Origin of the sequence: Streptomyces sp. NPDC001852 (assembly GCF_042891825.1) — a bacterium.
Classification (GTDB): domain Bacteria; phylum Actinomycetota; class Actinomycetes; order Streptomycetales; family Streptomycetaceae; genus Streptomyces.
In genome coordinates this window covers 1-21,134 of the sequence record NZ_JBIATN010000023.1, presented here as the reverse complement: position 1 = coordinate 21,134, position 21,134 = coordinate 1, and the positions used below count along the sequence as shown (strand labels likewise).

The 21,134-nt window shown below is 73.5% G+C and carries 23 protein-coding genes and 1 pseudogene; 10 read left to right on the top strand and 14 right to left on the bottom strand.

Features of this window, described 5'->3' with window-relative positions:
- Positions 1–149: 149 nt before the first annotated feature.
- Positions 150–299 carry a hypothetical protein gene (locus ACFYZB_RS32200; RefSeq protein WP_388764550.1) on the top strand — a complete coding sequence of 50 codons (150 nt, stop codon included), beginning with the start codon at positions 150–152 and terminating at the stop codon, positions 297–299.
- A 34-nt stretch (positions 300–333) separates the two neighbouring features.
- On the opposite strand, the gene ACFYZB_RS32195 is transcribed toward ACFYZB_RS32200, so the two are convergent.
- Both ACFYZB_RS32195 and ACFYZB_RS32190 read right to left on the bottom strand, forming a co-directional pair.
- Positions 334–711: an ANTAR domain-containing protein gene (locus ACFYZB_RS32195; RefSeq protein ID WP_388764549.1), complete on the bottom strand. Its 378-nt coding sequence runs from the start codon at positions 709–711 to the stop codon at positions 334–336.
- Positions 712–904: 193 nt separating this feature from the next.
- Positions 905–1,348 carry a DUF2267 domain-containing protein gene (locus ACFYZB_RS32190; protein WP_351210089.1) on the bottom strand — a complete coding sequence of 148 codons (444 nt, stop codon included), beginning with the start codon at positions 1,346–1,348 and terminating at the stop codon, positions 905–907.
- A gap of 205 nt (positions 1,349–1,553) precedes the next feature.
- Between ACFYZB_RS32190 and ACFYZB_RS32185 the strand changes: the two genes are divergently transcribed.
- Positions 1,554–2,291, top strand: a complete 738-nt coding sequence (locus ACFYZB_RS32185) for an MgtC/SapB family protein (protein WP_388764547.1) — start codon at positions 1,554–1,556, stop codon at positions 2,289–2,291.
- Positions 2,292–2,338: 47 nt separating this feature from the next.
- Here the strand turns inward: ACFYZB_RS32185 and ACFYZB_RS32180 are convergent, their stop codons facing one another.
- Positions 2,339–2,575 carry a DUF1360 domain-containing protein gene (locus ACFYZB_RS32180; RefSeq protein WP_388764545.1) on the bottom strand — a complete coding sequence of 79 codons (237 nt, stop codon included), beginning with the start codon at positions 2,573–2,575 and terminating at the stop codon, positions 2,339–2,341.
- A gap of 219 nt (positions 2,576–2,794) precedes the next feature.
- Between ACFYZB_RS32180 and ACFYZB_RS32175 the strand changes: the two genes are divergently transcribed.
- The 8 genes from ACFYZB_RS32175 (at position 2,795) to hypE (ending at position 11,436) form a co-directional block, all read left to right on the top strand.
- Positions 2,795–3,325, top strand: a complete 531-nt coding sequence (locus ACFYZB_RS32175; RefSeq protein ID WP_388764544.1) for a hypothetical protein — start codon at positions 2,795–2,797, stop codon at positions 3,323–3,325.
- 181 nt (positions 3,326–3,506) lie between these two features.
- Positions 3,507–5,213 (top strand): enoyl-CoA hydratase-related protein, encoded by a 1,707-nt coding sequence (locus ACFYZB_RS32170; protein WP_388764542.1) that lies wholly within the window; start codon positions 3,507–3,509, stop codon positions 5,211–5,213.
- Positions 5,210–5,776, top strand: a complete 567-nt coding sequence (locus ACFYZB_RS32165) for a hydrogenase maturation protease (protein WP_388764540.1) — start codon at positions 5,210–5,212, stop codon at positions 5,774–5,776. Before ACFYZB_RS32170 ends, ACFYZB_RS32165 begins: the two co-directional genes overlap by 4 nt.
- Before the next feature lie 72 nt (positions 5,777–5,848).
- The gene (gene hypB, locus ACFYZB_RS32160; RefSeq protein WP_388764538.1) at positions 5,849–6,571 is read left to right on the top strand and encodes a hydrogenase nickel incorporation protein HypB; all 723 of its coding nucleotides are present in this window, start codon (positions 5,849–5,851) and stop codon (positions 6,569–6,571) included.
- Positions 6,568–8,919 carry a carbamoyltransferase HypF gene (hypF, locus tag ACFYZB_RS32155; protein WP_388764537.1) on the top strand — a complete coding sequence of 784 codons (2,352 nt, stop codon included), beginning with the start codon at positions 6,568–6,570 and terminating at the stop codon, positions 8,917–8,919. The genes hypB and hypF overlap by 4 nt, the downstream gene beginning before the upstream one ends.
- Before the next feature lie 3 nt (positions 8,920–8,922).
- On the top strand, positions 8,923–9,213 hold the full coding sequence (locus ACFYZB_RS32150) for a HypC/HybG/HupF family hydrogenase formation chaperone (protein WP_388764535.1): 291 nt from the start codon (positions 8,923–8,925) through the stop codon (positions 9,211–9,213).
- Positions 9,210–10,370, top strand: a complete 1,161-nt coding sequence (gene hypD / locus ACFYZB_RS32145; RefSeq protein ID WP_388764533.1) for a hydrogenase formation protein HypD — start codon at positions 9,210–9,212, stop codon at positions 10,368–10,370. Before ACFYZB_RS32150 ends, hypD begins: the two co-directional genes overlap by 4 nt.
- Positions 10,363–11,436, top strand: a complete 1,074-nt coding sequence (gene hypE, locus ACFYZB_RS32140) for a hydrogenase expression/formation protein HypE (protein ID WP_388764531.1) — start codon at positions 10,363–10,365, stop codon at positions 11,434–11,436. Before hypD ends, hypE begins: the two co-directional genes overlap by 8 nt.
- A 30-nt stretch (positions 11,437–11,466) precedes the next feature.
- Here hypE and hypA read toward each other — a convergent pair whose 3' ends face one another.
- The 11 genes and pseudogenes from hypA to ACFYZB_RS32085 all read right to left on the bottom strand — a co-directional run bounded on the left by hypA (position 11,467) and on the right by ACFYZB_RS32085 (position 20,946).
- A complete protein-coding gene (gene hypA / locus ACFYZB_RS32135) occupies positions 11,467–11,823 on the bottom strand; it encodes a hydrogenase maturation nickel metallochaperone HypA (RefSeq protein WP_351210111.1) in 357 nt (118 codons plus the stop codon).
- A gap of 9 nt (positions 11,824–11,832) precedes the next feature.
- Positions 11,833–12,030 carry a hypothetical protein gene (locus ACFYZB_RS32130; protein WP_388764529.1) on the bottom strand — a complete coding sequence of 66 codons (198 nt, stop codon included), beginning with the start codon at positions 12,028–12,030 and terminating at the stop codon, positions 11,833–11,835.
- Between the two features lie 11 nt (positions 12,031–12,041).
- A complete protein-coding gene (locus ACFYZB_RS32125; protein ID WP_351210115.1) occupies positions 12,042–12,248 on the bottom strand; it encodes a hypothetical protein in 207 nt (68 codons plus the stop codon).
- A 21-nt stretch (positions 12,249–12,269) separates the two neighbouring features.
- Complete coding sequence (locus tag ACFYZB_RS32120) at positions 12,270–12,866, bottom strand: DUF5947 family protein (protein WP_388764528.1); 597 nt, start codon at positions 12,864–12,866, stop codon at positions 12,270–12,272.
- Complete coding sequence (locus ACFYZB_RS32115; protein ID WP_388764526.1) at positions 12,863–13,423, bottom strand: NifU family protein; 561 nt, start codon at positions 13,421–13,423, stop codon at positions 12,863–12,865. The genes ACFYZB_RS32120 and ACFYZB_RS32115 overlap by 4 nt, the downstream gene beginning before the upstream one ends.
- Entirely contained in the window at positions 13,416–15,209 is a 1,794-nt protein-coding gene (locus ACFYZB_RS32110; RefSeq protein WP_388764525.1) for a nickel-dependent hydrogenase large subunit, read from the bottom strand. Before ACFYZB_RS32110 ends, ACFYZB_RS32115 begins: the two co-directional genes overlap by 8 nt.
- 63 nt (positions 15,210–15,272) lie before the next feature.
- Entirely contained in the window at positions 15,273–16,361 is a 1,089-nt protein-coding gene (locus ACFYZB_RS32105) for a hydrogenase expression protein HypE (RefSeq protein WP_351210123.1), read from the bottom strand.
- Positions 16,362–16,454: 93 nt separating this feature from the next.
- Positions 16,455–17,987 carry a hypothetical protein gene (locus ACFYZB_RS32100; protein WP_388764523.1) on the bottom strand — a complete coding sequence of 511 codons (1,533 nt, stop codon included), beginning with the start codon at positions 17,985–17,987 and terminating at the stop codon, positions 16,455–16,457.
- Between the two features lie 204 nt (positions 17,988–18,191).
- A pseudogene (locus tag ACFYZB_RS32095) lies at positions 18,192–18,581 on the bottom strand (LysR substrate-binding domain-containing protein); the annotation flags it as partial.
- A gap of 8 nt (positions 18,582–18,589) precedes the next feature.
- Entirely contained in the window at positions 18,590–19,789 is a 1,200-nt protein-coding gene (locus ACFYZB_RS32090) for a PP2C family protein-serine/threonine phosphatase (RefSeq protein WP_388764521.1), read from the bottom strand.
- A 2-nt stretch (positions 19,790–19,791) separates the two neighbouring features.
- A complete protein-coding gene (locus ACFYZB_RS32085; protein ID WP_388764519.1) occupies positions 19,792–20,946 on the bottom strand; it encodes a hypothetical protein in 1,155 nt (384 codons plus the stop codon).
- Positions 20,947–21,134 lie beyond the last annotated feature (188 nt).

The following is a 21,134-nucleotide window of genomic DNA, read 5'->3' as shown; positions in this document are numbered from 1 at the left end:
CACGGCGGCCCCACCTGCGCTCCTGCGCAACAGATCGTCCGTGGCGACCGGCGCCCGCAGAAGGCGCTCACAGGACTTTCACAACCGCCGCGGGTGGCCCGGCCGGGGCGGGGCACCCGGGGAGTGTCGCCGGCAGAGGGGATCCTCCAGTGATCACGATCGCCGTACTGCTGCTCCCCGTCCTCACCGTCCTGCTCTTCGGTCTCGACCAGGTCGAGGACCGATGGATCCTGCATCCGCCGACGACCCGTCAGACCAGGCCGCACCGGCACCGTCGTATGAAGCCGGGCCGCCGCTGACCCGTGACCGGCAGGTTCTCACGGTCCGTCGCCGTCAGGCGCTCACCGGTCCGTCGTCGGGGTCCTCGCCCAGCTGGGCGCACCGCCGGTAGCGGCCGATCGCCTTGGCGAGCTCGATGCGCTCCGGTTCGGGGAGGGTGCCGCTCCGGGCGTAGTCCAGGATGTGCTCGGCGACCGTCCTCAGCTTGGTGTTGGTGCGCTGGGAGACGTCCCGCAGCGCCCGCCAGGCCTCTTCCGGGGCGATCTGCCCGAGGACGACCACGGCTCCGATGGCCTGGTCGATGAGCGCGTGCGAGGACACGGCGTGCCGCATCTGCTCGTTCTCGGTCATGAGCCGGTCGTACTCCGCGGCGAGTTCGGTCGAGGAGAGCAGGGCCATCGGTCGTTTCCGGGAGAGGGCGAAGAATGCCAATGGAGCACCTTTGCGGGCTGGGAAAGCGTCACTACGACGCCTGCCCCCGATGGGCGCTTGCACACCCATTGAACCAGCGGCGCTCGGTGCCGTCACGTCGCACGGGCCCTGCCGCGGGCATGCCCGTCCGTGCCCCGGCCCGGCCCTGCCGCGCCGCCCGGTGTGCCGGATTCCGGCTCCTGGCGGCGCGCTGTCAGCCTTCCGGGCCGGTGCGGCCGGCGCTCTCGGCCGCCCGTCCCACCGGCAGCAGGTCGCGGATGTCCGCGGGCAGGGCGCCGGCCATCCGCTCGGTCAGCTCCGGGGCCAGTGCCGCATCGAGCACTTCCATCACGGCGGCGGCGTCCCGCAGGGCCGTGTCCTCGTCGGTGCCCGCCCGGTCGGCGATGCGTCCGGCGAAGACGGTCAGTCCGAACCGCTCGCCCGACACACCGGAGTCGGCCCCGGCCGACGCGTCGGCCGCCTCCCGCATCGCCGCCGCCATGTCCGGTGGCAGCTGTGCGGCCACATGCCGGGCCAGCCCGGACGGCAGCCGCTCCGAGAGCGTGCTCACGACGGCGTGCGCGGCCCGTTCGGCCGAACCCCGGTCCGGCAGTTGGGCCAGCGCCTGCACCTTTCCGATCATCTCGTCGTGCCGCATGAGGCCGGTTCCTTCCTCACGAAGTCCTGACGGTGGGATGCCTCCCCCCGCCGCGGGCCGGGCAACATCCGTGGCCCCGGCCGAGTACCCCGGTCGCCGCCGCCGGTACCCGGCCCGGTGGAGTCGCGGCCGCGTCGCGGGGTAGGCGTGGGCGGCGGACCATCGAACGACGCCGGACGCCGGCGGAGCTGACTGCGAGGTGTGCATGGCGGGAGCGGAGCTGGCGGCGCCGTTGTGGGACGTCCACAACGGCCAGGGAGTGCGGCAGCTGGCCGAGCTGGGGCTGGCGCTGCTGCTGTCGAGCCTGATCGGCTGGGAGCGGGCGGCGCAGCAGAAGAGCGCCGGACTGCGCACACACACGCTGGTCGGTGTCGCCAGTGCGCTGATGATGGAGGTGTCCCAGCACGGGTTCACCGCGGTGCTCGGGCTGCAGAACGTCTCCTTCGACCCCTCACGTGTCGCGGCCCAGATCGTCTCCGGCATCGGCTTCATCGGAGGCGGCCTGATCTTCGTGCGGCGGGATGCGGTACGGGGCCTGACGACGGCCGCCACCATCTGGCTGACCTGCGCGGTCGGCATGGCCTGCGGCGGCGGGCTGCCCATCCTCGCGCTGGCCGTGACGGCCCTGCACTTCCTGGTGGTGCGCGGCTATCCGCTCTTCACCTCCCGGCTGGTCCCCGGCACGGACGCCGCCGCCTTCGAGGCCCGCCTGACCTACCGCACGGGGTCGGCGCTGCTGCCGCGGCTGATGGAGGCCTGCACCCGGCGCGGCTTCCGGATCGTGCAGGTCAAGGTCGAGCGTCTGCCGGGCCGCACGGACGACGCGGCTCGCGTCCTGCTGCAGCTGGAGGGCGCCGCGGATCCGACGGCGCTGGCCTCGGAGCTGTTCCACGACGAGGGCGTGCTCGACGTCGAGGTGAGCGCCGCCGCGGACGACGAATAGGACGATAGGACGAACGTCGACCAGGACGAAGAGCGGGTACGGCCGCGCTACCGGCGCAGCTCGCCTCGGCCCCCGGCCGTCCGCCGGGTCCACGTCCAGGCGTACTGCAGCCAGTCCGCGACCGTCAGCGCGCCGAGGCCCCCGCAGACCGGGCGGGTGGGCCGGCGTGCCGCGTAGGAACCCACCAGGGCGCCGGCGGTCCAGGCGGAGGTGCAGAAGGGGCAGGACAGCAGGTCACCGACGGCCCGCCGGATCCCGTCGCCCCGCGGTACGTCGGTCGCCATGCCCTGCCTCCCGGTGCATGTGCTGCCGTGGCCCGCAACGAGGCCCCCGGGCCGAGGGGGCGACACGCGGCCGAAGGGCGGCGGGGCCCTGCCGGGGAGGCGGCCCGACGTGGGCGATGCCACATATGACCTGGTTCGCGCCCTCTCCCGGTCGTGCCCGGCGCCGGGCTACCGTTGCGTCGAGCCCCTGTTCCCCCTCGCCTCCCGGACGGCCCGTCTGTGCTCACTGATCTGTCCCCCCTCATCGCAGCGACGGCGCGCTGGCTGACGGTCGCCTATCCGCCGAGCGGCGGCGCGCTGGCCGGCGCGCTGTGCGAGGCGCAGGCCCGGCAGGCGGTGACCGTCGCCGCGTGGCTGCGTTACCCGACCGAGATCGACGCGGCGCTGGTCACGATGGCCGGTCCCGGCGGCACCGCCCGGCTGGACTGGATCACGGGCGCCGAGCGCACCGGCGAGGAGGGCCCGGACGACGACTGGGCCTGGCGGACCTGGGTGGACGAGGTCGTGGCCAGCTGGGCGGCCGGCCTGCTCACCGATCCCGAACTGGCCGGGCTGGCCGTCGAGGCACTCGCCGAGGGCGAGCACGGCCCGGGCTCCATGGCCGGGTTCCGGCGCCTGCTCGATCCGGGCGACGCCGACCGGCACGCCGCAGCCCTGCTGCGTCACCCCGACCTCCTCGCCCCCGTGGCCGAGCTCCACCTCGACCAGCTCCTGGACCGGCTCGGACCGGGCCGTACCCTCGCGGCCTGAGCATCCGGCCCGTCGCCTTGTCCGTCGCCGCGCGCTGCTCGAGGCCCAGCCCGACGACCACGCGCGGGCGTACGAGGATCCGCGCCATGCGATCCGGATGGAGGAAGAGACCCGACCTGGACGCGCAAAACGGCGCGGCGGTTCTTCACGGCGCCCCGGTCAGGGTCGACCATGCCATGTCATGGACATTTTGCTCGTCGCCAGTGCGTTCAACAGCCTCACCCAGCGCATGTACGCGGAACTGACGGACCACGGGCACCGCGTGGACGTCGTCCTCGCCTCGCAGGGCACCGACCCGGTCCGGGCCGCCGTACGGGAACTGCGGCCGGAACTGGTCATCGCGCCGATGCTCAGGACGGCGCTGCCCGAGGACGTGTGGCGCGAACACACCTGCCTGATCGTGCATCCGGGTCCGCCCGGTGACCGCGGCCCGTCCTCGCTGGACTGGGCCATCGCCGAGGGGTCGCCGCAGTGGGGCGTGACGGTCCTGCAGGCCGAGGCGGCGATGGACGCGGGGGCGATCTGGGCGGCCGAGCCGTTCCCCGTACCGCCCGTCGGCAAGAGCGACCTGTACCGCAACGAGGCCTCCGACGCCGCCGTCACCGCCGTCCTCTCCGCCGTACGGCGCTACGCCGAAGGCTCCTACAAGCCCCGGCCGCAGACCGACGACTCGGTCAGCGTGGTCTGGCGTGACGCCTTCCGGCAGCAGCGGCGGCGCATCGACTGGGAGCAGGACGACACCGAGACGGTTCTGTGCAAGCTCCGCGGCGCCGACTCGCAGCCGGGCGTCCTGGACGAACTCCTCGGCCGGGAGGTCTTCCTGCACGGCGGGCACCCCGAGGACCGGCTGCGCGGCCGCCCCGGCGAACTCCTCGCGCGGCGGGCGGGCGCCGTCTGCCGGGCCACCCGCGACGGCGCGGTCTGGATCCCGGAACTGCGCCCCCGCAGGAACTCCGGCGACCCCGCGCCCTTCCGCCGCCCCGCCGTCTCCGTGCTCGCCGCCTGGGAACCCTCCCTCGAACTCCCGGAGGCCGCCGTCCCGTTGGAGCTGCCCCCCGACCGGCGGACCTGGACCGACATCCGCTACCGGCAGCGCGGCGACGTCGGCTTCCTGGGCTTCTCCTTCCCGGGCGGCGCGATGAGCACCGACCAGTGCCGGCGGCTGCTCGCCGCCTACGAGCACGCGCTCTTGCGGCCCACCCGCGTCCTCGTGCTCGGCGGTGCCCGCGACTTCTTCTCCAACGGCATCCACCTGAACGTCATCGAGGCGGCCCCCGACCCGGCCCAGGAGTCGTGGATCAACCTGGGCGCCATGGACGACCTGGTCGAGGCCGTACTGCGTACGACCGACCGGCTGGTCGTGGCCGCCCTCGCCGGCAACGCGGCGGCCGGCGGCGCCATGCTCGCCCTCGCCGCCGACGAGGTGTGGTGCCGCACCGGAGTCGTCCTCAACCCGCACTACCGGCGCATGGGCCTGTACGGGTCGGAGTTCTGGACGTACACCCTGCCCCGCCGCGTCGGAGCGGAACACGCACGCCGGCTGACCACCGAGGCCCTGCCCGTCAGTGCCGCGTCCGCCGAGCGGCTGCGGCTCGTGGACCGGCTCGTCCCGGCCGCGCCCGGCGACTTCCCGGCCGAGGTCGAGCAGCTGGCGGCCGAACTCGCCTCCTCGCCCTTCCTGGACGCCCGGATCGCCGCCAAGCCGGCCCGCGCCGCGGACGAGGGCCGACGCCCCCTCGCCGCGTACCGCGAGGCCGAACTGGCCCGTATGCACGCCATCTTCTTCGACCCCGCGGCGCCCTACCACAGCCTGCGCTCCGCCTTCGTCCGCAAGACACCGTCCGGTTCGCCCCGGCCCCTGACCGCGCCCACCGGGGACCTCCGTTGACGCCGCGGCTGCTGGTGGCCGGAGTCGGCAACATCTTCCTCGCCGACGACGCCTTCGGCCCCGAGGTGATCCGCGCCCTCGGCCCGCGCCCGCTGCCGCCCGAGGTGCGGGTCCACGACTACGGCATCCGCGGCATGGACCTCGCCTACGACCTGCTCGACGGGTACGACACCGCGGTCCTGGTGGACACCGCGCGGCGCGGGCACCACCCGGGCACCCTCTCCCTGATCGAGGCGGAACCGCCCGACGGCAGCGTCGTGCCCGAGGCCCACGGCATGGACCCTGCGAAGGTCCTCGCCCTGGCCGCGCACCTCGGCGACGAGCCCCTGCCCCGGGTGCTCGTCCTGGCCTGCGAGCCCGAAGTGCTCCCCAGCGGCGACGAGGACGTCCTGCCGGAGCTCAGCACACCGGTCCGGGAAGCCGTCGACCGGGCGGTGGACGCGCTGCACACGCTGATCCCGGCCCTGCTGGCCGACCCCGCCGCACCCGCGCCCCCGTTGGGCCGCCCGGTGGAATCCGCGCCCCCCTGCCCGGCTGCGCTGCCCGGCACCGCGCTCGGCTGAGCGGAAGATCGGTGGAGCCCGGGCCGCAAGAACCTGCCCCGGGCTCCACGCCGCATCCGAGGAGCAGCGCCCATGTGCCGGTCCGACGTCAAGCAGGCCGTCCTGGCGAAGAACGACGACCTGGCCGCTCAGCTGCGCGGCGATCTCGCCCGGCAGGGCGTGACCGTCGTCAACCTGTTGTCCAGCCCCGGCAGCGGCAAGACCGAACTCCTCGGCCGGGTCCTGGCCCGCGCGGTGCAGCGGGAGGTGCCGGTGGCGGCGCTGACCGCGGACCTGGCCACCGAGAACGACGCCGTACGGCTGGCCCGGTCCGGCGCCCCCGTCCAGCAGGTGCTCACCGACGGCCTGTGCCACCTGGAGGCCCGTCAGGTGCGGGCCCGGCTGACGGGCTGGCTGCCCGAGGACACCTCCGTGCTCTTCGTGGAGAACGTCGGCAACCTCGTCTGCCCGGCCGCCTACGACCTCGGCGAGACCATGCGGGTCGTGCTGATGGCGGTCACCGAGGGCGAGGACAAGCCGCTGAAGTACCCGACCGCGTTCGGCTCCGCCCATCTGGTCGTGATCACCAAGACGGATCTCGCCGAGCCGGCAGGCTTCGACGAGACCGCCTTCCGGGCCCATGTGCACCGGGTCAATCCGGGCGTGGAGATCGTACGGTCCTGCGCCCGCACCGGCGTCGGCGTCGGCACCCTGCTGGACCGCGCCCTCGCCGCCCGGGACGGCGCGCTCCACCGCCCACCGCTCGCGCCGCATCCGCACGGCCATCACCACTCCGCGCCCGCCCCCGCCGTATGACGGCCCCCGCGACCGGCCTGGTCCGCCGCCGGCTCACGGTGCGCGGCACCGTGCAGGGGGTCGGCTTCCGGCCGTACGTGCACCGCCTGGCCGCCGGCCTGGGACTCGCCGGATTCGTCGGCAACACCGGGGACGGCGTGATCGTCGAGGTCGAGGGCCCGGCGGACGAGGTCGGGCGCTTCTGCGCCGCGCTGGCCGAACAGCCGCCGCCCCTGGCCACCGTGAACGGCATCGCCGGTGAGGACCTGCCCGCCACCGGCGACACCGAACCCTTCACGATCCGCTCCACCGACCGGGCCGGCGGCCGCACCCAGCTGCCGCCCGACACCGCGACCTGCGACGACTGCCTGAGGGAACTGGCCGATCCGGCCGACCGGCGGCACCGGCACCCGTTCGTCACCTGCACCCACTGCGGGCCCCGCTTCACCATCGCCACCGCGATGCCCTACGACCGGGCGGCCACGACCATGGCCGGCTTCCCGATGTGCCCCTCCTGCGCCCACGAGTACGGCGACCCCGCCGACCGGCGCTTCCACGCGCAACCCGTCGCCTGCCCCGACTGCGGGCCACGGCTCACCCTGGTCCCGGCCCTCGGCGGCCTCCGCCCGGCGCGGGACGCGCACGCGCTCGCCACGGCACGGGCCCTGCTGGCCGCGGGGCGGATCCTCGCCGTCAAGGGCGTCGGCGGCTACCACCTCGCCTGCGACGCCACGGACGAGCGGGCCGTGGCCGCCCTGCGCGACCGCAAGGAACGCGGCGGAAAGGCCTTCGCGGTGATGTGCGCCGACCTCGCCACCGCCGAGCGGATCGCGGTCCTCTCCGCCGCCGAACGGGCCGCGCTGACCGGCGCCCGCCGCCCCATCGTCCTGCTCCGCAGGCGCACCGCGCCGGACGCCCTCCGCCTCGCCGCCCAGGTCTGCCCGGGCAGCCCGCACGTGGGCGTGATGCTGCCCTACACCCCGGTGCACACGCTGCTGTTCGGCCTTCCCGGCGATCCGCCCGGTCCCCGTGTGCTGGTGATGACCAGCGGCAACCGCTCCGGCGAACCCATCGTCACCGACGACGCCGAGGCCCTGACCCGGCTCGCCGGACTGGCCGACGCCTGGCTCGCCCACGACCGGCCCATCGCCTCGCCGTGCGACGACTCCCTGCTGCGGGTGCGCGCCGACGGCACCGAGCAGGTCCTCAGGCGTTCCCGCGGTTACGTCCCGAGGCCGGTGCGCCTCCCGGTCCCGGTCCGCCCCACGCTCGCGGTCGGCGGCGACCTGAAGAACGTCCTGTGCCTGGGCGAGGGCGAGCACGCGTGGTTCGGGCCGCACATCGGCGACATGGGCGAGCTGGCCACGCTGGAGGCGGCCGAGCGCGCCGAGCGGCACCTGACCCGGCTGACCGGCGTCACTCCGGCGCTGGTCGTGGCCGACCGGCACCCCGGCTACCACTCGACCCGCCGCGCCCGCCGGCGTGCCGCCCCGCCGGCGTTCGGCTCCCTGCGGCTGGTCCAGCACCACCACGCCCACATCGCCTCCGCGATGGCCGAACACGGGCTGGACGGCACCACACCGGTGATCGGAGTCGCGTTCGACGGCACCGGATACGGCGACGACGGCACCGTGTGGGGCGGAGAGGTCCTGCTCGCCGACTACACCGGATACCGGCGCTTCGCGCACCTCTCGCCCGCCCCGCTGCCCGGCGGAGACGCGGGCGTGGCCAACCCCTGCCGGCTCGCGCTGGCCCGGTTGTGGGCGGCCGGGCTGGACTGGGCACCGGACCTGCCGAGCGTCGCCGCCTGCTCGGACACGGAACTCACCATGCTGAAGCGCCAGTTGGACCGGCAGGTGGCCTGCGTGCCGACCTCCAGCATGGGCCGGCTCTTCGACGCGGTGTCGTCCCTGGTCGGTTCGTGTCACCGGGCGGGATACGAGGCGCAGGCCGCGATGGAGCTGGAAGCCGCGGCGGCGCAGGCATGGCACGCGGACGCCGGGGCGTACCCCTTCGCGGTCATCGGCGCGGGCGTCCTCACCTGCGACCCCGCGCCGATGCTCGGAGCCCTGCTCGAGGACCAGCGGCGCGGCACCCCCGCACCGGTCCTCGCCGCCCGCTTCCACCGGGGTGTCGCACGGGCCGTCGCCGAGCTCTGCCGACGCGCCCGCGCCGCATCCGGTCCGGCCGTGGCCGCCCTCACCGGAGGAGTCTTCGCCAACGGCCTGCTGGAGGAGGAGTGCACCGCGCTGCTGGCCGGGGACGGCTTCACGGTGCTCCGGCACGGCGAAGTACCCCCGAACGACGGAGGGCTGGCGCTCGGCCAGCTCATGGTCGCGGGAACAGCAACCCACCACGGGACGGAGTGACCCATGTGTCTGGCAGTGCCCGGCAAGGTCGTGTCCATCGACCGGAGCGCCGACCCCCTGACCGGGCTGATCGACTTCGGCGGAGTGCGCAAACAGGCGTGCCTGGAGTACCTGCCCGACATCGGGGTGGGGGAGTACGTCATCGTCCACGTCGGCTTCGCCCTGCAGCGCCTGGACGAGGAGTCGGCCCGGGCGTCCCTGGAGCTGTTCGAGCAACTGGGGCTGCTGGAGGAGGAGTTCGGGGACGCCTGGGAGCAGGCGGCCCGGCAGGAGAGCGGGAGTGAGGTCCGGTGAAGTACATCGACGAGTTCAACGACCCCGAGCTGGCAGGCCGGCTGCTGGACGAGATCCGCGCCACGGTCACCCGGCCCTGGGCGCTGATGGAGGTCTGCGGCGGTCAGACGCACTCGATCATCCGCCACGGCATCGACCAACTCCTGCCGGACGACGTCGAGTTGATCCACGGCCCCGGCTGTCCGGTGTGTGTCACGCCGCTCGACGTCATCGACAAGGCCCTGGAGATCGCCGCCCGGCCCGAGGTGATCTTCTGTTCCTTCGGCGACATGCTGCGCGTACCCGGCACCGACCGGGACCTGTTCCGGGTCAAGGGCGAGGGCGGCGACGTACGCGTGGTGTACTCACCGCTGGACGCGCTCGACCTCGCCCGCAGGAACCCGGGCCGCCAGGTCGTGTTCTTCGCCATCGGCTTCGAGACGACCGCCCCGGCCAACGCCATGGCCGTCCACCAGGCCCACCGACTGGGCATCGCCAACTTCAGCCTGCTGGTCTCCCACGTGCGGGTCCCACCCGCGATCGACGCCATCATGACCGCACCGGAATGCCGCGTGCAGGGCTTCCTCGCGGCCGGTCATGTGTGCAGCGTCATGGGCACGGCCGAGTACCCCGAACTGGCCGACCGGCACCGGGTGCCCATCGTCGTCACCGGCTTCGAGCCGCTGGACATCCTCGAGGGCATCCGCCGCGCCGTCCACCAGCTGGAGCGCGGCGAGCACCGGGTGGAGAACGCCTACCGGCGCGCCGTGCGTGAACAGGGCAACCCGGCGGCCCTGCGCATGCTGGAGGAGGTCTTCGAGGTGACCGACCGCAACTGGCGCGGCATCGGGCGCATCCCCGCCAGCGGCTGGCGGCTGTCGGACGCCTACCGCGCCTACGACGCCGAACACCGCTTCGACGTCACCGGCATCCGCACCGAGGAGCCCGCCGTGTGCCGCGCCGGGGAGGTGCTGCAGGGGCTGATCAAGCCGACCGAGTGCGAGGCCTTCGGCACGGCCTGCACCCCCCGCACCCCGCTCGGCGCCACCATGGTCTCCAACGAGGGCGCCTGCGCGGCCTACTACCTGTACCGCCGGATGAACACCCCGGCGGCCCAGGAATCGCCCATCCCGCAGGTCCCGCAGGTCTCGCAGGAGGAGATGAACCCCGTTGGCTGACCTGGCTACCGAAGCGGCCGTCGACCCCGCGAACTGGACCTGCCCCGCCCCCCTGCGCGACCAGCCGGTCGTGGTCATGGGGCACGGCGGCGGCGGTGCCCTGTCCGCCGAGCTGATCGAGCAGGTCTTCGCCCCCGCCTACGGCAACCCCACCCTGGCCGCGCTCACCGACTCGGCCGTCCTCGACCTGGGCGGCGCCCGGCTGGCCTTCTCCACCGACTCCTACGTCGTACGGCCGCTTTTCTTCCCCGGCGGCAGCCTCGGCGACCTCGCCGTCAACGGCACGGTGAACGACCTGGCGATGAGCGGCGCCCGGCCCGCCTACCTGTCCACGGCCTTCGTGCTGGAGGAGGGCGTGGCACTCGACGTCGTCAGCCGGGTCGCGCGGGCCGTCGGCGCGGCGGCCGAGGCCGCGGGCGTCACCGTCGCCACCGGCGACACCAAGGTCGTGGAGTCCGGACACGGCGACGGCGTCTACGTCACGACCGCCGGCGTCGGCCTCGTCCCCGACGGCGTCGACATCCGCCCGCAGCGCGCCCGGCCGGGTGACGCCGTGATCGTCAGCGGACCGATCGGCCTGCACGGCGTGGCCGTCATGAGCGTGCGCGAGGGCCTGGAGTTCGGCGTCGAGATCGCCTCCGACACCGCGCCACTGGCGGACCTCGTGGCGGCCATGCTGACGATCACCCCGGACATCCACGTCCTGCGCGACCCCACCCGGGGCGGCCTCGGCGCGTCCCTGAACGAGATCGCCCGCGCCTCCGGCACCGGCGTACGGCTGCACGAGCGGGCCATCCCGGTCCCGGACGAGGTCGCGAACGCCTGCGGCTTCCTCGGTCTGGACCCGCTGTACGTCGCCAACGAGGGCCGACTGGTCGCCTTCGTGCCCCCGCAGCACGCGGAGGCCGTCCTGGCGGCGATGCGGGCACACCCGCAGGGCACCGGCGCCGCCCTCATCGGCGAGTGCGTCGCCGAGCACCCGGGCATGGTCGTCGTCGCCACCGGACTGGGCGGCACCCGGGTGGTGGACCTGCCGCTGGGGGAGCAGTTGCCCCGCATCTGCTGAGAGCCCCCGCCCCGGCCCCCGCTCCCGCCGTCAGAGCGGGGCCGGGGCCGGTTCCACTTCCGTGATCTCCAGCTCCCGCCCGCTGCGCAGCTCCTGCGAGGGCCGGTCGCAGCGCGGGCACCAGAAGAACGGCGGCATGCCCACCGCGAACTCCGCGGCACACGGCGCACAGTAGGCGTGCGCCGTGACCTGCTCGACGACCAGCCGGGCCGCGGCGAGAGTCGTGCCCTGCCGGGCCACCTCGAAGGCGAAATCCAGGGCGTCCGGCACCACACCCGCCAGTTCGCCCACGCGTACCGTCACCGACGAGACACCACCGGCACCGTCCGCGCGGGCCATCTCCTCGGCCTGTTCCACGATCGCGGTCGCGATCGACAACTCGTGCACGGCCGCGGATCAGGGGTAGCGGCGGTTCGCGCGCAGGCCACCGGTCATCCGGTAGATACGCAGCTCGCGCATGATGCCCGGGAGCTCCCTGATGAACAGGGCCGCGACCAGGCTGCCGACCACCGCCGCCTGAGCCGCGAGCAGCTGACGTCCCGAGATCCCGGCCCGCCCGGTCCTTCTTCGCATGCCAACGTTGAGTGCGGTCACTTTCTGCTCCCTCATCCCGGCGAGATGTTCGGCATGTCCTTCACCAGGGCGTCATGCCGCTTCCAGTGGATACCGGTGGAGCGGCGCGCGTCGGAGCTGCCGTCCTTGTGGTGTCCGGTCTGGTGCTTGTACGGGCCCACGTTGCCCTGGTGCAGTCCGGGCACATGGCTGGGCGTGTCGGGCTTCGCCTGGGGGCGGCCCACTCGGATGCTGCCCATGTCGGTTCTCCTTCCGGGTCCTCAGGACCGCTCGGTCAGCTCCCTGAAGAACTGTTCTACGGCCGGCCAGACCCGCCCGCCACCGGAGAGGCCCCGCCACTCGCGGCGGACCAGGGCGATCATCCGGTAGCAGTCGTCGACCGGCACGATCCAGTGCTCCTGAAGGCCCCGCACGGTGTTCACCAGCAGCGCCTCCACATCGGGTGCCATGGCGGCGAGCTGCGGAACCGCGGCGGCCAGCCGCTGCCAGGCCGCCGCATCCACCTCCCACCGCATGGCCCCGGCCGGGCTCGGCCCCTGTGCGGTGACCGTGCCGTCGGAGCGCGGCACGAAGAACACCAGACCCACCGGGACGCCCAGCACCCCCGTGTCCACCGGCGGCAGCCGCAGCCGGCGCCGTGGCACGAGGCGGTAGCGGCCCTCACCCGCCCCGTCGTCGGCGAACAGCACCGAGCAGGGGCCGCACACGCACCGCACCTCGGCGGCACCCGTGTCGTACAGGTGGGGGTGTTCCACGGCCAGGCGGGCGGCGCACAGCTCGCAGGCCTCGGCCTCGGCCGTCACCGCGCGGTCGGCCGCGGAACGGATGACCCGCGCGAGTGCTCCGTCCATCCTCACCGCGCCTCCTCGGGCACGGCCCGTCGCTTGATCGTGCTCAGCGGTACGAACGCGGGCGCAGGCTTCCGCCCGGCGGCGTCCGGCACCATCTCCACGGAGGTCAGCTCGGGAGCGACGGCCAGCACCGCGGCCCGGACCACCTCGGTGATCTCCGAGGAGCCACCGCCGCACCCGGAAGCGCACCCGCCGCCCGAGGTCAGCCGCACTCGTGCCACCCCACCGTCGACTCCGGCCCACTCCAGGTCACCGCCGCGCTCGCGCACCGCCGGCCGCAGCCTCTCCACCGCGCGGGCAGCCCGGCGCTCCGGGGGCTCGGGGTGGATGTCGTGCAGGACCAGGAGATGCCCGAGCAGCTCGTCCTCGGCGAGCCGCTCCCGCAGCCGCTCGTCCGCGTCGTCCAGCACCCGGGCGAGGGCCTCGCCGTACACCTCGGTCAGCAGCCGCACCGCCTCGAGCGCCGGGCCGGGCGCGGACTCCAGGCCGGCCAGCACCTCGTCGAGACGGGCGAGCCGCGCCTCCACCGCGGGGTCGGAGAGCCGTACGACGGCGTCAGCCATGGTTGGCCCCGTAGGTGGGCGAGTGCACGGTCGTCAGGGTCTTGCCCTTGCCCATGTACATGTGCACACCACAGGGCAGACAGGGGTCGAAGCTGCGCACGGTACGCATGATGTCGACGCCCTTGAAGTCGTCGGGCCCGTTCTCCTCGAAGATCGGCTGGCCCTGTACGGCGTCCTCGTACGGGCCCGGGGTGCCGTAGCTGTCCCGGGGGCTGGCGTTCCACGGGGTCGGCGGGTACGGGTGGTAGTTGGCGATCTTCTTGTCCCGGATCACCAGATGGTGGGAGAGGACCCCGCGCACCGCCTCGTGGAAACCGCAGCCGATCGACTCGTCCGGCACCTCGAAGTTCTCGAACACCTTCGTGTCGCCGCTCCTCAGCATCCCCATGGCCTCCTCCAGGAACTGCAGGGCCATGGCGGCGGCGTAGGCGATGAAGTACGGCCGGGCGCGGTCCCGTTCGAGGGTGTTGCTCCACTTCGGGATGCGCCACTCCAGGGTCGTCTCCGGCAGTTTCTCGCCCTTGGGCAGGGTGATGCGGATGCCGCCGCCGGTCGCCTTGACGTACGGCGTGTCGACCAGGCCGCTGAGCGCGGTGGACCACAGCCGGGCCAGCGGGCCGCCCCCGGTGTCGAGCGCGAGATGCTCACCGGTGTCGGGGTGGTACCAGCGCGGGCTCATCACCCAGCTGTAGTTGCCGTCGAAGTCACGTTTCTGCGGCACCGGGACCGTGGTCTGGTTCCACGGGTGACGCATGTCGACGGGGTTGCCGAGCGGGTCGTGGGTGACGAACGGGTCCTCGTTCACCCAGTCCTCGTAGTAGGAGCTGCCCAGCATGATGCGCAGCCCGAGGTTGATGTCGACGAGGTTGTTGGTGACCAGCTTGCCGTCCACGACGACACCTGGGGTGACGTACATCGCCCGGCCCCACTCGTTCATCGTCGCGTAGCGGTAGTCGACGACGTCAGGGTTCTGGAAGGCGCCCCAGCAGCCCAGCAGGATGCGGCGTCTGCCGACCTCCTCGTAGCCGGGCAGGGCCTCGTAGAAGAAGTCGAAGACGTCGTCGTTCATCGCCACCGCCTTCTTGATGAAGTCGATGACGCGCATCAGGCGGCTGAGGTAGTCGGTGAAGGTGTTCGGCTGCGGCATCGTGCCGACGCCGCCCGGGTACATCGTGGAGGGGTGCACATGCCGCCCCTCCATCAGGCAGAACATCTCCCGGGTGATCCGGCTGACCTTCAGCGCCTCCTTGTAGACCTCGCCCTCGAAGGGGTTGAAGGCCTTCATGATGTCGGCGACGGTCCGGTAGCCGTGGACGTCCCCGCGGGGTGCGTCGGTGCGTTCGGCGCGGGCCAGGACCCCGGGGTTGGTGGCCTTGACCATCGCCTCGCAGAAGTCCACGAAGACCAGGTTGTCCTGGAAGATCGTGTGGTCGAAGATGTACTCCGCCGCCTCACCGAGGTTGGTGATGTGCTCGGCCAGCTTGGGTGGCTTGACGCCGTAGGCCATCTGCTGGGCGTAGTTGGAGCAGGTGGTGTGGTTGTCGCCGCAGATGCCGCAGATCCGCGAGGTGATGAACCCGGCGTCGCGCGGGTCCTTGCCCTTCATGAACACCGAGTAGCCGCGGAAGAGCGACGAGGTGCTGTGGCACTCGACGACTTCCTGGTTGGCGAAGTCGATCTTCGTGTAGATGCCCAGGTTGCCGATGATCCGGGTGATCGGATCCCAGGACATGTCGACGATCTGGGCGGGTTTGCGTTCCGTGGGCCGGGACTCTGTGGTGGTCATCTGCGGTGCTGCCCCTCGCTGTTCGGGTCGGGCGGGTCGGTGGCGGGGTGGGGACGGGCGGCGTCAGGCACGCCAGTGCGGGTCGTAACCGCTGGTCAGCTTGCGCTTGTTGTGGCGCCACTTGGGCTCGTGGTTGACCACGTCGTTGGTCAGACCGCGCAGCCGGCGGACGACGGCGCCGTACGGCTTGACGAGCATGGTCGACAGCGTGCCGCCCGGGGGTTCGTCCATGAACGGCATGAACGCGTCGGGGAAACTGGGCATCGTGCAGCCGATGCAGATGCCGCCGACGTTCGGGCAGCCGCCGATGCCGGCCATCCAGCCGCGCTTGGGCACGTTGCAGTTGACGACCGGGCCCCAGCAGCCGACCTTCACCTGGCACTTGGGGGAGTTGTAGTCCTTCGCGAAATCGGCCTGCTCGTAGTAGGCGGCGCGGTCGCAGCCCTCGTGCACGGTCTTCCCGAACAGCCACTGCGGGCGCAGCATGTGGTCCAGCGGCGGCGGGGGTGCGGCACCGGCCGCGTGCTGGAGGACCCAGACGAGGGTCTCCATGAAGTTCTCCGGCTGGATGGGACAGCCGGGCACATTGACCACCGGGAGCCCCGACCGCGCCTTGAACTCCCAGCCCAGGTAGTCCGCGAGGCCCATGCAGCCGGTCGGGTTGCCGGCCATGGCGTGGATGCCGCCGAACGTGGCGCAGGTCCCGGCGGCCACCACCGCCCAGGCCTTCGGCGCGAGCTGGTCGATCCACCAGTTCAGGGTCTGCGGCTCGCCGGTGTCCGGGTCGTTGCCGAAGGACGTCCAGTAGCCGTCGCCCTGGATGATGTTCTGGTTCGGGATCGAGCCCTCGATGACGAGGATGAACGGCTCCAGTTCGCCCCGCGCCGCGGCACGGTACGGAGCGAGGAAGTCCTCGCCGCCCAGGCTCGGTGACAGCACCTTGTTGACGAGGTTGACCTTCGGCAGGCCCGGGATGAGGCCCAGCACGACGTCCTCGATGGACGGCTGGCCGGCCGCGGTCAGCGACACGGTGTCGCCGTCGCAGCTCATGCCTTCCGAGATCCAGAGGATGGTGATCTCGTCGAACCCCTTCCGCGCCGCGGCATCGCCGGGCTCGCCGCGGACATCGGTGGTACCGCTCTGTGTGGTCATCGCTGTGGCCTCCGTCGCTGCCGGTTGCGGAGTCGGTCGTGGGGGGCGGCCGGGGCCACGCGGGTCCGGGCCTGGGGGTGGTCGAGGGCGGCCTCAGGGGCGACCATCGAACCGTCCCTCCTCCGGCCCGCCGGCCGGACGCTCGGGGGGCCGCGGGGGCTGCGGCCGGGGGGAGGTGACCGGACCCGGTGCGTCGGAGTCACCGAGCGGTTCGACCTCGTCGGGCCGGAAGTAGTGGAAACGGCCGTACCAGTCGTGCAGTTCGGCGGCCGGATCGTCGTCGACCGTGACCGCGAGATGGACGCTGCCGTCCACGTCGCGGAAGACGGCGGCGACCTGCGCGGTCCGTCCCGCCAGGAACATGTCCTGGGCGTCGGTGCCCCGCACGCGCGGACGCAGCCGGACCCGGCTGCCGCCGCCGACGGGCACGCCGGCCACGAGCACTGTGTCGGTCGCAGGGGACAGGCCGTCGTCGTCGCCCTCCCGCCACCGGGCGGGCCGCTCCGCGCCGGAGCGGGTCCGTGCCGGGGCCAGGGACCGGATGGTGCCGTGCAGCCGGGCGAAGACCTCGGGGGGCATGGTCTCGACCCGGTCGAGGATCTCCGCTGCCCGCGGATCGGTGGCCCGGGCCTCGGCCTTCTCCTCGTCGGTCAGCAGCATCGTGCGCAGGGTGAGGATCTCGTCGATCTCCGCCGCGTCGTGCAGATCGCCCGGGCTCTCCGGCGCCACCTGGGGCCAGTCCGGGAGGATGATCGGGGCGGAGAGCAGGACGGCGCCCGTCGTGCCCTGCTGGGGCGGGCCGGCGAGCACGGGGAACGTGAACGCGTTCCGGCAGCCCCGCGCCTGCTGCGCCAGACCGGCGGGTGGATCGATCAGTGAGGCGAACTCCAGGCCGTCCCCGCCGACGAGGCTGTGCGTGGCGAGAAGCGCCTGTCGCAGGGCCTCGGTGCGAGGGGCCCGTGGGTCCGTGGCCTCGCCGGTGTTCTCGGTGCGCACCCGCAACCGGTACAGCTCCGGCGCGAGCGGTTCGGCCACGACCGTCGTCACGGCCCGCACCTCCCCGCGCCGCCGCACGGTCCGCCCTGCCCCGTCCGGCAGTTCCGTGACCTCCGTGCCGGCGGGCGCACCCACCGAGGCGGTACGACCACCGTGCAGCAGTTCCCGCAGCGGCAGCTCCAGCTCGGTCTCGCGCGGCACCGCCTCCTCGAACGACAGATGCGTGGTGCCGTCAGCCGTCCGCAACGCCTGGACCGGGCGGTACCGTCCGTCCGGGCCGGCGGCCTCGACCTGCTTGTCCTGCATCTGCAGACAGCGCACCCGCACCCGTACGACCGCGTCGGCGCGCAGTGTGCGCACCAGGCACTCGGTCTGCTGGTACCAGGAGTCCGCGGAGCCGGAGATCCCCGGCGTGACCGGCCCGTCCCGCTCGACCCAGTCGCGGGGCAGCAGGACGCCGAACTGCCAGCGGACCCGGTTCTTCGGCGAGGACCGGCGGTACGGGTACAGCAGGTACCCCTCGTAGAGCACGGCGTCCGCGACCGCACCGACCTGAGCGAAGGCGTCGACGGCCCGGTCGTCCAGCACCGCGGCGCGCGCCGCTCCGGCCCCGCCGGTTCCCTCGGACATGCCGCCTCCTCATCACAGGTCTCCTGCGCGCACTCCTTCCACCAAGGTCACACCGGTCACGGACCCTCGCTCCTCCGGCGCACCTCGATTGCGCCGCACGGGGGACGAGGCGCGTCCGAGCGGGCCTCCGGGCACGCCGGCCGAGGCCCCGGGCGACAAGATCGCCGAAGGCCCGAGCACGGGACGCAGCGCCACCGCGCCGCTTCACGAGGGACGCGCGAGGTCCAGGCAGCGGCGGACGAAGTCCTGGACGACCGGATTGCGGTCGTCGGCCGCTGCCCAGGCCACGCCCACCCGCGTCGGGCTCACTCCCGCGACCGGCCGGTACACCACGCCGGGGCGGGAGTGGAACCGCGCGGCGGACTCGGGGGCGAGGGTGATGCCGTACCCGTTGGCGATGGCGCTCAGCCAGTCGTCGGGCCGTTCGGTGACCGCGCCGACGCGGACCGGCCGTCCCTCGCGCTCGTCGGCGGCCGGCCAGTGGTCGCGCCAGGCGCCGGTCCCCTCCGGCGCGGCGACGAACGGCTCGTCGCGATCCGCGAGCGGGCTGGCGGTGGGGGTGCTGGCACTGGCGGCCGTCCGGTGACCGGCGGGCGGCGGCCTCACGGCAGCCGCTCCAGTGCGACCAGGGCCGCGTCGTCGCCGAGGTCGCCCCGGACGTGGTGCAGGAGGCCGCGGCGGAGGGTGGCCACCATCGCCTCCAGCGGCCGGCCGGCGTGCGCCCGCACGGGGGCGGCCAGGTCGTGGAAGCGGCCACGGCGGTCGCGGGCCTCGATGAACCCGTCGGTGTACAGCACGAGACGGTCGCCCGGCACGAACGGCACGCTCTGGGCCACGGGCCGCACCGCCAGCAGGTCGCCGAGGCCGAGCGGGGCGCCGGGCCGGTCCGGCTCGTACGGGCGTACCTCGCCGCAGTGGACGACGTACGGCTCGGGGTGGCCGCAGTGCACGATGCGGGCCACGGACTCGCCGGGCGGGAACTCCACCAGGAGCGCCGTCGCGAACCGCTCGGTGAACAGGGCGCCCGCGCCGCTGGGCGGCTCGCCCTCCGGTGTGCCGTCCAGCGCGGCGATGTGCCGGCGCGCCCGCTCGTCCAGTTGCTCCGCCACCTTCGTCAACGACGGTTCCCGGTAGGCCAGTTCACGGAACGCGCCGAGCAGGGTCGCCGAGGCGCCGACGGCCTCCAGGCCCTTGCCGCGTACGTCGCCGATCACGATCCGGGTGCCGTACGGCGTGGGCACCGCCTCGTAGAAGTCGCCGCCGATGCACGCCTCCGACTCGGCCGGCAGATACACCCCGCGCAGGGCGAGCGAGCCGATGCGGCGGGGGAGGGGGTGCATCAGGGCGTGCTGTGCGGTCTCGGCGACGGAACGGACCCGATGGAGCTGCCGTTCCCGGCGCTGCCGCAGGGAGCACGCGGCCAGCGAGGTCAGTCCGACCACGAACAGGCTGCCGAGGGTGACATCCGCGTCCGGGTGCCCGCAGCTGCCGGCGTCCCACTGGAGCAGCGCCGTGATCGCGAGCGCGGCGCCGCCGAGCGCCGCCGTCGCCCGGCACGGGAGCAGCACGGCGGCCAGCACCGGTACGGCGGCCATCACCGGCGAGACGTGCAGCCAGTCCGGGGTGAGCAGATCGGTGAGGGCGACGACCACCATGAGCAGCACGGGGGCCGCGGCCAGGAGCGCGCGGGGGCTGGTGCCCCGGCGCCAGGGCGTCGGCGGGCGTCTGCTCGGCTGCCGGTGCGGGGGTTCGGCGGTGTGCCGGTCGGTGGTGTCCCGAAGTCCGGTGGTGTGAGAGATCATCATCAGCGTGGTGGGGGCCGGAGCGGGTCGAGGAGCCGGTGGGATCGGGCGGGCGGAGCGGGCGGAGGCGCCGACAGGCAGGTCAGGGCCGACTCCAGGGGGCGCAGCAGACGCCGGTCCGCGGCGGCCCGGTCCGGGGGATCGCTGCCGGGCGCGCCGAGCCGGGCGAGGGCCTGCCGTGCGGCGGGCAGGGCGGGGTGCGGCCGGCCGCCCCGGCAGGAGTACGCGCACAGGGCGGTCGTCCGCAGCAGGCGGGCGTACGGCTGTGCGAAAGCGGTGCCGCTGCGGGATCCCCCGGCCGCGCCGGGGTGGGCGTCCAGGAGCCGGCCCGTCGTGGTCACCTGCCCGGCCACGCCGGTCAGCGTGCCCAGCACCCGGTCGTCCAGGTGCCAGCGGCGGCGCCGGGCGGTCGGCCGGACGTTCCAGCGCAGGCTCTCGTGCGCTTCGGCCACGGCGGTGCGGGCCCGGGCCAGCGCCGTGCCCAGGTCGTACTCCCAGGCCGGGCCGAGCACGGTCCGCGGCCGCTTGTGCCGTACGACCGCGTCGGCGAGGCCGTCGAGGTGCCGGGCGACCAGCAGGCGCAGTTCCTCCAGCGCCCGCTCGGCGGAGCGCACGCGGACGGCGGGGAACAGCAGCAGGCTGCACGCCAGCCCGAAGGCGAGGCCCAGCACGATCTCCGCGAGATGGGCGGCCAGCTCATCGGAGTGGCCGCCGCGGACCAGGGCGAAGGTGATCAGGGCGGTCATCGGCACGTGCAGACCGTGGTGGCCGAGGAAGCCGCGCCGGGCCAGCAGTGCGGAGGCGAAGACGACGCCCGCCAGGCCGGCCGCGCCGGGCTCGGCGTACAGGGCGCCGGGTACGGCGAGGAGGACGCCGAGCAGACATCCGGCGGCGTAGCGGGCGGCGGCGGAGACCGTGGCCGCCACCGTCGTCTCGACGATGAGGACAGCGGCGACGGCGCCCGCGTAGGGGGCGGAGATGTGCAGCAGCCTCGCGCAGATCTGCCAGGTCAGACCGGCGGCGACGGTCGCGCGTGCGGCCTCGGCGCCGCCGGCCCGCCCGATCCGCGCGAGGAGCGCCGCCAACCGTGGGGTGTGCATGCCTCGTCCGTCCCCTTTCCCGTCCTTCCGGTCGTCCTCGTCGTCCAGGTCGTCCACGTCGAATCCCGTCGGCAGGCAAGGCCGCCCAGGATAATCGGACAAATGGGGTGCGAGGCAAATAAGGGACATGTAGGGATGGTCCTGGTGAGCCTTAGAGGTTGTCTCATTTGGTGTCATCGGTAGTCTGGGTGTGTGCTGATCGTGGAACGCTTGGTGCCGGACGAGTTGTGGGAACTGTTCCAGCG